Raw genomic sequence first — 12,401 nt, 5'->3', positions numbered from 1 at the left:
TTTTCATTTCAGGATCCTGCTAAAATATTTATGCTAAAATCAGTATCTTGAACCGCATTTTTAAATTTAATCAATCAATTTATGAGCAAACTGTACTTAAGTCTGTCCTTAATGTTATTTACGTTTATAGCAGTAGGACAGAATGTTGATCTTTCTTTATTAAAAAACAAAACGCCCCGTAACATTGGGCCCGCCGGCATGAGCGGTAGGGTAACTTCCATAGATGTTGTGACAGATAATCCTGATATCATGTACATAGGAACCGCATCTGGAGGACTTTGGAAGTCTACAAGTGGTGGTGTTAAATGGGAACCTGTATTTGACGATCAGGTGACGGCCTCCATAGGCTCTGTGGCAATTCAGCAAAGCAACCCTTCAGTGATCTGGGTTGGAACCGGTGAAGGAAACCCAAGGAATAGCCTTAATGGTGGTTATGGAATCTACAGGTCACTTGATGGTGGCAGGTCATGGACTAATATGGGATTGGAAGAAACCCGACATATTCACCGGGTTATTATTCATCCCACTAATCCCGATATTGTTTATGCAGCAGCTATAGGCTCGCCATGGGGTGCGCATGAAGAAAGAGGGGTTTATAAGACTACCGATGGTGGTAAGACATGGGAAAAGATATTATATGCTAATAAGCTCACCGGTGCCGCTGATCTGGTTATGGATCCAAACAATCCTAATAAATTAATCGCAGCCATGTGGGAACACAAGCGGGACCCCTGGTTCTTCAAATCTGGTGGTGAAGGCTCTGGTCTCTTCATTACTTATGATGGCGGTGAGACATGGGAAGAAAAAACGGCCGAAGACGGATTACCTGAAGGTAAACTGGGTCGTATAGGTCTTGCGATAGCGCCCAGTGATTCCAATATCATTTATGCGCTTGTAGAATCTAAAAAGAATGCATTGTATAAATCTAATGATGGTGGATTTTCCTGGAAAATGATCAATGATAAGGAGGAGATTGGAAACCGTCCATTCTATTACAGTGATATTTTCGTAGACCCTCAAAATTCTAATCGTCTATATTCTGTCTTTACCTATGTGAATGTTTCGGAAGATGGAGGAAAGAGTTTTGAATCGCTCATGCCAGCATACGGAGTTGATAATGGTGTTCATCCAGATCACCATGCCTGGTGGATACATCCCAAAGATGGCAGCTTTATGATGGATGGTAATGACGGAGGCCTTAATATAACCCGGGATGGCGGAAAGACCTGGAGATTCGTAACCAATCTTCCTGTCGCCCAGTTCTATCATATTGCAGTGGACAATGAATACCCATATAATGTCTACGGCGGAATGCAGGATAACGGAAGCTGGAGAGGGCCCGCTTATGTATGGAAATCCCAGGGAATCAGAAACTCATATTGGCAGGAGATCTCTTTTGGAGATGGTTTTGATGTGGTTCCTGATAAAGACGACAGCCGCTATGGCTGGAGTATGAGTCAGCAGGGATACGTAAGTCGCTATGATTACCTTACCGGAAATAATTATACGGTAAAACCAACGCATCCGGATCCTGAAGTAGAACTGAGGTTCAACTGGAATTCGGCTATTAATATCGATCCGTTCGATAATAATACCATTTATTTCGGAAGCCAGTTTGTACATAAGAGTACTGATAAAGGTCTTACCTGGGAAGTTATATCTCCAGATTTGACCACTAACGATCCTGAAAAGCAGAAACAGGAAGAAAGTGGCGGACTTACCATAGACGCGACTGGAGCCGAGAATTACACCACTATCCTCGTAATTGAACCTTCCCCGCTTGAAAAAAATATGATGTGGGTTGGCACTGACGACGGAAAAGTACATTATACCACAGATGGTGGTGAGAACTGGACCGATGTATCAGGTAACCTGCCGGGATTACCGGAAGGCAGCTGGATCGTTCAGATAAAAGCTTCTAACAAGAATAAAGGTGAAGCTTTACTTGTTGCGAATGACTACAGAAGGTACAATTATACTCCTTACGCGTACCGTACCACCAATTACGGAAAAAGCTGGACACGTATCGTTGATGAGAATGACACTGAAAGTTATGCTTTAAGCATTGTCGAAGATCCGGAAGAAAAGAACCTTATGTTCCTTGGGACTGATGATGGTTTATACGTATCATTCAATGCGGGGAAAGACTGGCAAAAATATACCAATGGTTTTCCTACGGTTTCAGTGAAGGATCTTGTAATTCACCCAAGGGAACATGACCTCGTAATAGGAACATTTGGAAGGTCGGCATGGGTGCTTGACGATATCAGGCCGTTCAGAGCTATAGCCCAAAATGAGTCGCTTTTGAAAAATAAGGTGGCATTGTTTGAACCGCCCACAGCATACCACTCCGCATACCAGCAGCCAACAGGCAGCAGGTTTGGAGCAGACGCTACTTATCATGGAGAAAACCGTCCCGGAGGCGCACGGATCACTTATTTTGTAGAGGTTCCTGAAAAAGCTGAGAAAGAGGCTGAAAAGGAGGAAGAAGAAGCTCGTAAAAAACCCAAAAAGCGTAGTAGAAAGGACCGTGAAGGTGAATCAGGAGGTGTTGAACCTACCGTAAAAGAGTCGGATTCCACAAAAACTGAGGTTACGGAAGTAAAATGGGATTCAATAAAACTGAATATTTATGACGGTGATCGACTTATAAGAACCCTAAAACAGAAAGCACCGGATACTACCGGAGTGCATACAATGATATGGCGTCTTAACGAAAAAGGAGCTGAAAGACCATCAAGGGAAATAAAAGAATCAAAGTCTGAACCTTCCGGAGTTGATGTGAAACCAGGAACTTACAGACTGGTATTACACTACGGTGATCAAACTTCAGAAGAAACTATAAAAGTAGAGTCTGATCCAAGACTGGATGTTTCCTCTGAAAATATCGAAGAGGTATACACCAGCCTCAAAGAACTTGAGAAAATGACCCAAAAGGCCGCTGATGCAGTTAAGCAGCTGGTAGAAAGCAGAAACATAGCTGAAAACTTCCAAAAGGACTTCAAAGCCCAGGAGAATGGCAAAGAGGTCTTTGAAGATGAACTGGAGAAAAGCAAGGAAATAATCGAATCTATTGACGAAGTGATAGCGATATTTTTGGGTAAAGAAGATAAAAGACAGGGAATTGTAAGAAATAATGAGATGACCGTGATGGAAAGAATAGGTGTGGCAAATCATTATATAAGTACACGCCAAACTGGCCTAACCGAAACGGAGCATACTCTTATGAAACATGCCAGAAATGACTTAAAGGATGCCCTGGAGAAAACGAATGAGTTTTTCCAGGAAGACTGGCCTGAATACCGTTCAGAAATGGAAAGTATTGATCTACCGGTCTTCAAAGAGGTTAAGACCTTTGAGCTTGGTAATTAAAAAAATTACGGAGTAATAAAAAGCCCTGCCTGAGCGCGGGGCTTTTTTTATATTATATCCTCTTCTTCCGAATGAGCGATGGCCTTTTCACTATTACGAAAATAGCAGGTGCTTATATTCATGCTTTCAATATTCTCCATTACTTTTTGAACCTTTTTTTTCTGTGCAGATTTGGTTTGCCTAATATAAACTGCCTTGATATTCAAAGGAAAGGTTTTACATATCCTTTCATATAGGTATGGATCATGCTGGGAATCGTCTCCAAGCAATACATACTTAAGGTGAGGGTAAAAAGAAATGATATCCTTTATTTTTATGAACTTATGATCATGATTCCCTCTGCCCGACCCTATAAAGTCAGTAAGACCTGTTTTGATCTTTTTTAGCTTTATTATTGCCTTGGGAAGATCATGAAGATCTGAGAATTCAGAAATAAAGTCATATAGGTTCCATTCACTGCTTGACACATAAAAAAAGGAATTGGAAGCCTTATTGCTATCCTGTCCCGCCGAACTTAATTTCTGATAATGTTTAACCACATCATCAAACACCTTTCGCTTATTGATGTTTTTAGATAACATCACATAAAGCTTTTTAAAAAAACTATTGCTGTGTGAAATTAGAAAAGTATCATCTATATCTGAAATAATTCCAAACTTACTGGGATATGGTTTTAACAACTCCCCTTTTTCGATCATCCCGAAATCGAACATCTTGCAGCTCACTTCATATTGATGCCATCCCGGTTCGAGTTCAGCTTCATATGGAACCGTGAACCTGAAATAACCATCGTCCATTGTCTTTGTAGTAACATCAAGGTCCTTGAATTGCAGGCGCACTTCAAAATTCTCGAGAGGTTTAATGCGGAATTTATGCAGAATAGCATAGGCATGCTTAATACCACGTTTTTCTATACTGTACTTATCAGGAGCCCATGATTTGAATAAATGACCAAAAACAACCAGTTCCCCTCCATTCACATAACCTCTGTATAACTTAAGATCGAGTTTCAAAATATTGGCCTTTTTTTAAAATTCCTTCATTCCAAAATAGTTATTTTTAGGCTTTTCATGCATACATATGACAAATTTTAAGGAAGTTTTATTGGTTGTAAACCCCATTGCGGGCAATACGGACAAACGTAGGATCATTTCAGAAGTTGAAGAGAAGCTGCAAGAAGAGAATAAGAAATTTCATCTGTATTCCACAACCGGTGAAGATGACAGGGAAAAGCTAATAGCCTTACTGGAGCAACATGATATTGACCGGATTATTGTGGCCGGTGGAGACGGGACCATTAACCTGGTTGCAGACGTACTTTATAAATCTGAAATAAGCATGGGGATCATTCCTGTAGGTTCGGCAAATGGACTTGCGGTTAACCTTTCTCTCCCTGAAACTCTGACCGAGCAGATTGATATCGCTCTTGGTGACAATTATCTTGATCTGGACATACTCTCTCTCAACGGACTTATCTGTCTTCATATGAGCGATCTTGGTATAAACGCCGAGCTGATAAAGAACTATGAGAACTCATCCATACGCGGTAAATTCGGATATCTCATACAGAGTATTCCAACGCTGATACAGAGCGAATTTCCGTTTCATTTTAAGATAAAAGCCGATGATTATGAGAATGATGCTTCAGCAGTCTTATTAGGCTTTGCGAACGCCAAGAAATATGGTACAGGAGCAAATGTGAATCCAGAAGGCGAACCAAATGACGGAGTCTTCGAGATACTCATATTCAAAAAACTTAGTTTTTCAGAGATCTTAAAAACTCTTAGGAACGAAACCGACCTGGATCCGGATTTTGTAGAAATTATTCCAACAACCAGTGCCAAAGTTATATGTGAGAAACCTGTTCCCTTTCAGATAGACGGAGAATATATAGGCAAGAAAACCGACATAGAAATCAAAATGTTACCTGAGAAACTTAGAGTTGTGGTTCCTTAGGTTATTCAAACATAGTAATACCTGGTTCGGCTTTCCCCTGTTAAAAAGTGTATAGCACTTTATTGATATGCCGGACTTTAGAGCTTATAGCGACATTGCCTTACCATTCCCCAGTTCTTCAACTGGCCCGCAAGGAATATATTCTCCTGGTACAGGATCGTACCATAAATGATTTTCTCCTATTTCTTCACTGTTCTTCCAGGCCCATATAGCCATATCCCTAACAGCAGTCAGGTAAGCGTAAGCGCCCGCATCTGCATTAATCTCGCTTTCAGGTTGTGGATCCTGAGCATCCTGTGTTTCGGTATTCCGCTTTACATATTCTTCTTTCTCCGCTGGTGAAGCTTTGAGGTATTTTTTGACGATACTCTCGAATTCCTCATCATTTCCTTCTTCATGCGCTTTCTCATATTCATTTTTAAAAGCGCTGGAAAAAGCATCAGCCGATTCAAGGAATGCTTCTCTTCTGCGTTCGCCTGCTACTTCATTCATATAAGAGTCTATGAACTGTGCAATATTAAGGTCTCCTGCGCCCGGAGTTTCGGTAGTAGGAATGATAATATCAACTATCTTCTTAAGTGCAAATCCGTGAGAAGCACTAAGAAAAACCGGTTGCCAGTCATAATCCGGATCATTTTTACAGCTTTGTAGTAAACTAAGGGTTGATGGACCAACCACTAAAATTCCTGCTCCAAATCCTATATTTCTTAAAGCCTGTCTCCTGTTCATAATTCTTTTTTTACGCGTTAGATTTTTTAAAGTTCTTAGAGGCATGATCTACCGCTCTTGCTGTAAATGCCATATAAGTAAGTGATGGGTTCTGGCAACCGGAGGAGGTCATAAAGGCTCCATCGGTCACATACACATTAGGAACAGCATGTATCTGGTTATTTCCATTCAACACCGAGGTTTTAGGATCACGCCCCATTCTTGCCGTACCCATTTCATGGATTCCCAACCCCGGAGCACCGAGACTATCGTATGGAGTTATGTCCTTAAAGCCGGCTTTATCAAGCATGGTAACAGCTTGTTCTTTCATATCTTTCCTCATTTTTAGTTCATTCTCCTTAAATTCGGCGTCGAAAGTAACAGTTGGTAATCCCCAATCATCAAGTTTATCATAATCAAGCGTCATTTTATTCTCATGATATGGGAGACATTCACCAAAAGCATTAATCCCCATTGTCCATCCTCCAGGTTTACTAACTGCTTCCTTTAGCTCATTACCATAACCAAGCTCAGCGATGGTATCTTGCCAATTATTACGACTCGCACCTCCCTGGTATCCATAACCTCTCACAAAATCTACATCTTTGTCCTGTCCATTCAGATTACGGAAACGAGGTAGGTAGATCCCGTTAGGTTTCCGCCCCTTATAATAAGAATCTTCAAAGCCATCATATTTACCTGAAGCACCCACTCTAAAGTGATGGTCCATAATATTATGTCCCAACTCTCCACTATCGTTCCCCATTCCATCCGGGAATCGGTCGCTTTTTGACTGCATAAGAATACTTGTGGAAGCCATGGCTGAGGCACACAGGAAAATCACATTTGCTTTATATTCAAATTCTTCCTTGGTCTCGGTATCGATGACCTTTACACCTGTAGCTCTTTTGGTATCCGGATCATATAGAACCTGGGAAACAATAGAATAAGGTCTAAGATCCATATTCCCAGTTCGGCTCGCAGCCGGAAGTGTGGAAGAATTACTGCTAAAATAGGCTCCGTAAGGACAACCTCTTATACAGCGGTTTCTGAACTGACATTTTGATCGGCCTTCGAATTTTTTATCACCGGTAATATGAGCAACCCTACCTGAGGTCATCACCCTGCCATCAAAGTTCTCTGCTATACTCTGTCTAAAATGATCTTCAACACAGTTAAGATCCATCGGTGGTAAAAACTGACCATCTGGCAATTGGCTTAATCCAAGCTTTTCACCGCATACCCCAATATATGATTCTACATAATCATACCAGGGGGCGATATCCTCATAACGAACGGGCCAGTCAACTCCATGCCCATCTTTTTTATTAGCTTCGAAATCCAGATCACTCAACCTGTAGCTATGCCTGCCCCACATAATAGACCTTCCTCCAACATGATAGCCACGCATCCAGTCAAACCGCTTTACCTCGTTATATGGATGTTTAATATCATCTACGAACCAGTGCTTACTTGGAGCACTAGTGGTATATCCCGTTCGGGCCTGTTTAAACTGCCTTTTCTTTTCTTCGCTTGTTATTTGTCCCTTATATTTATAATCCCAAGGATCGTCGTTCATTGTTGGATAGTCCTTGACATGTTCCACCATTCTTCCTCTTTCCAGAACCAAGGTCTTAAAACCCTTTTCACATAATTCCTTGGCCGCCCAGCCACCACTAATACCAGTACCAACAACTATTGCATCATAGCTGTCATTTTCATAAATGTTACTCACAATTTTTTGATTTTTCGGTGAAAATTTATTTCGAAACCTGTCAAATATATAAATTTAAGCTTATAATTTTACATCTTTGAAAAAAAGCCTACATTTAAAATTCGATTTAATTAATCCTTAAGTTTCAACATATAAAATGACCTCGAAAACACTCAGACTACCAAGTTTTCTGATTATCAGCCTTTTATTAAGCATCAGTATTATTTCCTGTAAGAACAAGACAGAAAACACTAAAGAAAACTCTTCAACAGAGACTGTAAACGCAAAAACCGATTCTCTTTTCTTTAAAATATCACTGGCACAGTGGTCCCTTAACAAGTCCATCTTCAGCGGTGAACTGGATCCTATGGATTTTGCTGAAAAGGCCAATGAAATGGGATTTGAAGGTATAGAATATGTTACCGGTTTCTATGCAACCCGAATTAATGAGGCTGAAGATCCGCAAGCAGAAATGCAACTGGTACTGGATAGCCTGAAAGCTAAAAGTGAGGAGTTTGGAGTCCAGAATCTTCTTCTTATGATTGATGGTGAAGGAGATCTTGCCGTGACCGACTCGGTTGCCCGGAATAAAGCCGTGGAAAATCATAAAAAATGGGTAGATGCAGCCAGTTTTCTTGGATGTCATTCCGTGCGTGTAAACCTTTTTGGCACCAAGGACCGGGAAGAATGGAAAAATGCTTCAGCCGATGCCCTCTCTAAACTTTCAGAATATGCTGCCGATAAAAATGTGAACGTGCTGGTTGAGAATCATGGTTACCTCTCTTCAGATGCCGATCTCCTTGTTGAGGTGATGGAAATGGTGGATATGGAAAATTGTGGAACACTCCCCGATTTTGGTAATTTCTGTCTTAAAAGAAAAGATGGCGAACAATGGGATGCTGAATGTATAGAGGAGTATCCCCGATATGAGGGTGTTGAAAAAATGATGCCTTATGCCAAGGCCGTTAGTGCCAAGTCATATTCTTTTGACGAAAATGGGGATGAAGAATTAATAGATTATAAGAAGATGCTTCAAATCATTAAAGATGCTGGATATAACGGGTATATAGGAATCGAATTTGAAGGAGACAGTATCTCAGCCCAGGAAGGCATTATTGCGACTAAAGAATTACTTATAACAACCGGAAAACAACTATAAACCTGTAACCAATCAAATACCATGACTAAACTTGTTAGATTTCAACTTTCCCTGATGATGTTTCTTGAATTCTTTATCTGGGGTGGTTGGTTTGTAACCCTTGGAACATTTCTGGGATATAATCTAAATGCAACCGATGTACAAATATCCACGGCATTCTCAACCCAGTCCTGGGGAGCAATTATTGCCCCTTTTATTATAGGTCTTATTGCCGACCGTTTCTTTAACGCTGAAAGGATACTTGGTTTCCTTCATATTCTTGGAGCCATTCTACTTTACATGATGTATGCGAGTACAGATTTTGCTGAATTCTATCCTTTAGTACTCGGCTATATGATCGCCTATATGCCAACCCTCGCGCTGGTGAATTCAGTAAGCTTTAATCAAATGACAGATCCTGCAAAGGAATTTTCATATATCAGGGTATTCGGGACCATTGGATGGATCGTAGCCGGACTGGTAATAAGCTATGTGTTCTTCTGGGATGCACCCGCAGCACGTGAAGAAGGAATGTTGAAATATACATTTTTGATGGTGAGTATCGCTTCGGCCTTTCTTGGTCTGTTCAGCTTTACGCTTCCTAAAACACCTCCTTCTACCGACAAATCCAAAAAGGTTAGTATTGTTGAAACTCTTGGCCTTGATGCACTCGGGCTTCTTAAAGACAAGAATTTCCTCATGTTCTTTGCAGCTTCCGTCCTTATATGTATACCTCTGGCCTTTTATTATCAGAATACCAATCCTTTCCTTTCAGAGATCGGTGTTGAAAATCCAACTGGTTTAATGACCATTGGGCAGGTTTCTGAAGTACTCTTTATGTTATTGCTCCCCTTTTTCTTTAAAAGATTTGGATTCAAAATGACGATAATTGCAGGGATGCTGGCCTGGATCCTAAGGTATCTTCTATTTGCTTATGGTGATACCGGAGAACTTATCTTTATGCTAATTACAGGGATTGCCCTGCACGGTATCTGCTATGACTTCTTTTTTGTCTCAGGTCAGATCTATACAGATTTTAAGGCAGGCGACAAATACAAAAGTTCAGCACAAGGGCTTATAACGCTTGCTACATATGGTGTGGGGATGCTTATCGGTTTTTATGTGGCCGGACTTATCACCAACGCCTATCTGACAGGAGAGAAAATGCACGATTGGCAAACCATCTGGCTATATCCATCGGCTTTTGCCTTTGTGGTGATGCTTCTTTTCTCTATATTCTTCAGAAATGAAAAGATTGATAAAAAAGATATTGAAATATAAAAACCAACTTTATATATGAGTAAGATAAAACTCGGCATTCTAGGAGGTGGCGAAGATTCATTGATCGGGATACTTCACAGAGTTGCTGCGAATATGTTTGACCAGTATGAGATCGTTGGAGGTGTTTTTGATATTGAACACTCAAAAAGCCTGAAATTTGGTGAAAAACTACAACTTGACCAGTCCAGGATATATAAGAATCTGGATGAACTCATGGAAAAAGAAGCTTCCTTACCCAAGGAAGAAAAGATGAAGGTAGTGTCAGTTCTCACACCAAATTTTCTTCACTTTCCCATGGCGAAACAATTATTGGAAAACGGTTATAATGTAATATGTGAAAAACCGCTTACCACTACCTATGAAGAAGCCAAAGTGCTCGATGAACTTCAGAAAAAGCAAAATACGGTCTTTGCGGTTACCTATACCTATACAGGTTACCCTATGGTAAGGCAAATGAAGACGATGATCGATAATGGTGAAATAGGAAAGGTTCAGAAGGTGGATGTGCAGTATTACCAGGGATGGATCAATCCGCTTATACATGATAAGGAAAAGCGGGCGGCAACCTGGAGACTGGATCCTGAGAAATCAGGCATCAGTTGCTGCATTGGGGATATTGGAACCCATGCGTTCAATATGGCTGAATATGTTACGGGCATGGAGATAAGTGAGATCCTCGCAGACCTAAATTATCTCTATGAAGATAACCCCATGGATATTGACGGCACCGTATTGTTACGATTTTCAGATAAAATCAAAGGAGTTCTTAGAGCTAGCCAGATAGCCACAGGCGAAGAAAATAACTTCACCGTAAAAGTCTATGGTGATAAAGGCGGTCTCAAATGGGAACAGGAAAATCCCAATTACCTGTACCTCATGAAAGAGGATCAGGCTTTACAAGTACTTAAACCCGGTCACGCATACAACAGTGAATTCTCGCTTGAGGGTACCAAACTACCTCCTGGGCATCCTGAAGGGATTTTTGATTCAATGGGCAATATATACTATGGTATCGCCCAGGCTATAAAGGAGAATTCAAAATTTGAAGGTGCCTATCCTCGGTTAAAAGATGGATTAAGAGGAATGAACTTTATTGAAAAAACGGTAGCCTCCCATAAAGCAGGAAATATATGGGTGAAAATGCAAGACTAAACCAAAAAAATGAATTATGAAGACTATTAAAGGACCGGCAGTTTTTTTAGCCCAGTTCATGGATGACAAAGAGCCTTTCAATTCACTGGAAGGAATGTGTAAATGGGCTTCATCTTTAGGATATAAGGGAATACAGATCCCTACCTGGGAAACCAGGCTAATAGACCTTAAAAAAGCTGCGGAAAGCAAGACCTATTGCGATGAATTAAAGGGAAAAGTTGAATCTTATGGATTAGAGATAACCGAACTGAGTACCCACCTTCAGGGACAGCTTGTGGCGGTGCATCCTGCCTATGATATCATGTTTGATAATTTCGCTCCAGATGAGTATAAGAACAATCCAAAAGAGCGTACAAAATGGGCTGTAGATCAACTTATGGATGCCGCAAAAGCAAGTAGAAACCTTGATCTGGACGTTCATGGAACATTTAGTGGCGCCCTTTTATGGCATACCGCTCACCCATGGCCTCAAAGACCTGAAGGTTTGCTTGAAATGGGGTTTGCTGAGCTGGCCAAACGCTGGATGCCAATCCTTAACGAATTTGATGAGCAGGGTGTGGATGTTTGTTATGAGATACATCCAGGAGAAGATCTTCACGACGGTGTGACCTTTGAAAGATTTCTTGACGCTACACATCATCATAAGCGGGTAAAAATCCTTTATGACCCCAGTCATTTTATTCTGCAGCAACTGGATTATATTGAATATATAGATCATTATCACGACTATATAAAAATGTTCCATGTAAAAGATGCCGAATTCAATCCTACAGGGAAAAAGGGAATGTTTGGAGGCTATGGAGACTGGCGTGACAGAGCCGGAAGATACCGCCATCCTGGTGACGGTCAGGTAGATTTTAAAACCATATTCTCTAAACTAACAGAATATGGATGTGATGTATGGGCTGTTCTGGAATGGGAATGTTGCATTAAATCACCCGAACAGGGAGCCCGTGAGGGAGCACCATTCATTCAGAAGCATATAATAGAAGCTACCCAGAAAAGATTCGATGATTTTTCAGGATCTGAAATAGACGAAAATAAATTAAAACGTATACTAGGACTTAAAAACGATTAGTA

General features: G+C 40.8%; 9 protein-coding genes. 6 read left to right on the top strand and 3 right to left on the bottom strand.

Annotated elements, in window-relative coordinates; all coding sequences use genetic code 11:
* The first annotated feature begins 81 nt into the window (after positions 1–81).
* The gene (locus EZJ28_RS03490; RefSeq protein WP_131394992.1) at positions 82–3,372 is read left to right on the top strand and encodes a hypothetical protein; all 3,291 of its coding nucleotides are present in this window, start codon (positions 82–84) and stop codon (positions 3,370–3,372) included.
* A gap of 47 nt (positions 3,373–3,419) precedes the next feature.
* Here the strand turns inward: EZJ28_RS03490 and EZJ28_RS03485 are convergent, their stop codons facing one another.
* Positions 3,420–4,385 (bottom strand): App1 family protein, encoded by a 966-nt coding sequence (locus EZJ28_RS03485; protein WP_131394990.1) that lies wholly within the window; start codon positions 4,383–4,385, stop codon positions 3,420–3,422.
* A 67-nt stretch (positions 4,386–4,452) separates the two neighbouring features.
* On the opposite strand from EZJ28_RS03485, the gene EZJ28_RS03480 reads away from it, so the two are divergent.
* A complete protein-coding gene (locus tag EZJ28_RS03480; protein WP_131394988.1) occupies positions 4,453–5,328 on the top strand; it encodes a diacylglycerol kinase family protein in 876 nt (291 codons plus the stop codon).
* Between the two features lie 84 nt (positions 5,329–5,412).
* Here EZJ28_RS03480 and EZJ28_RS03475 read toward each other — a convergent pair whose 3' ends face one another.
* Together EZJ28_RS03475 and EZJ28_RS03470 are read right to left on the bottom strand one after the other, a co-directional pair.
* Positions 5,413–6,057 (bottom strand): gluconate 2-dehydrogenase subunit 3 family protein, encoded by a 645-nt coding sequence (locus EZJ28_RS03475; RefSeq protein WP_131394986.1) that lies wholly within the window; start codon positions 6,055–6,057, stop codon positions 5,413–5,415.
* A 10-nt stretch (positions 6,058–6,067) separates the two neighbouring features.
* Entirely contained in the window at positions 6,068–7,771 is a 1,704-nt protein-coding gene (locus tag EZJ28_RS03470) for a GMC oxidoreductase (protein WP_131394984.1), read from the bottom strand.
* A 136-nt stretch (positions 7,772–7,907) separates the two neighbouring features.
* On the opposite strand from EZJ28_RS03470, the gene EZJ28_RS03465 reads away from it, so the two are divergent.
* Genes EZJ28_RS03465 through EZJ28_RS03450 form a run of 4 tightly spaced genes read left to right on the top strand, consistent with a single transcriptional unit; the run spans position 7,908 to position 12,399 of the window.
* The gene (locus EZJ28_RS03465; protein ID WP_131394982.1) at positions 7,908–8,909 is read left to right on the top strand and encodes a sugar phosphate isomerase/epimerase; all 1,002 of its coding nucleotides are present in this window, start codon (positions 7,908–7,910) and stop codon (positions 8,907–8,909) included.
* A gap of 21 nt (positions 8,910–8,930) precedes the next feature.
* Positions 8,931–10,169 (top strand): nucleoside permease, encoded by a 1,239-nt coding sequence (locus EZJ28_RS03460; RefSeq protein ID WP_131394980.1) that lies wholly within the window; start codon positions 8,931–8,933, stop codon positions 10,167–10,169.
* Positions 10,170–10,184: 15 nt separating this feature from the next.
* Complete coding sequence (locus EZJ28_RS03455) at positions 10,185–11,321, top strand: Gfo/Idh/MocA family protein (RefSeq protein WP_131394978.1); 1,137 nt, start codon at positions 10,185–10,187, stop codon at positions 11,319–11,321.
* A gap of 16 nt (positions 11,322–11,337) precedes the next feature.
* On the top strand, positions 11,338–12,399 hold the full coding sequence (locus EZJ28_RS03450) for a sugar phosphate isomerase/epimerase (RefSeq protein WP_131394976.1): 1,062 nt from the start codon (positions 11,338–11,340) through the stop codon (positions 12,397–12,399).
* Positions 12,400–12,401 lie beyond the last annotated feature (2 nt).

The sequence above is a fragment of the Gramella sp. KN1008 genome, from assembly GCF_004332155.1.
GTDB lineage: Bacteria > Bacteroidota > Bacteroidia > Flavobacteriales > Flavobacteriaceae > Christiangramia.
The sequence above is the reverse complement of the archived record's forward strand: the minus strand, read 5'-3'. Positions and strand labels throughout refer to the sequence as shown.

Bases quoted from the DNA above. Each gene is read 5' to 3' on its own strand.
- EZJ28_RS03490 (WP_131394992.1), top strand. From the start codon at position 82: ATGAGCAAACTGTACTTAAGTCTGTCCTTAATGTTATTTACGTTTATA.
- EZJ28_RS03480 (WP_131394988.1), top strand. From the start codon at position 4,453: ATGACAAATTTTAAGGAAGTTTTATTGGTTGTAAACCCCATTGCGGGC.
- EZJ28_RS03475 (WP_131394986.1), bottom strand. From the start codon at position 6,057: ATGAACAGGAGACAGGCTTTAAGAAATATAGGATTTGGAGCAGGAATT.
- EZJ28_RS03465 (WP_131394982.1), top strand. From the start codon at position 7,908: ATGACCTCGAAAACACTCAGACTACCAAGTTTTCTGATTATCAGCCTT.
- EZJ28_RS03460 (WP_131394980.1), top strand. From the start codon at position 8,931: ATGACTAAACTTGTTAGATTTCAACTTTCCCTGATGATGTTTCTTGAA.
- EZJ28_RS03455 (WP_131394978.1), top strand. From the start codon at position 10,185: ATGAGTAAGATAAAACTCGGCATTCTAGGAGGTGGCGAAGATTCATTG.
- EZJ28_RS03450 (WP_131394976.1), top strand. From the start codon at position 11,338: ATGAAGACTATTAAAGGACCGGCAGTTTTTTTAGCCCAGTTCATGGAT.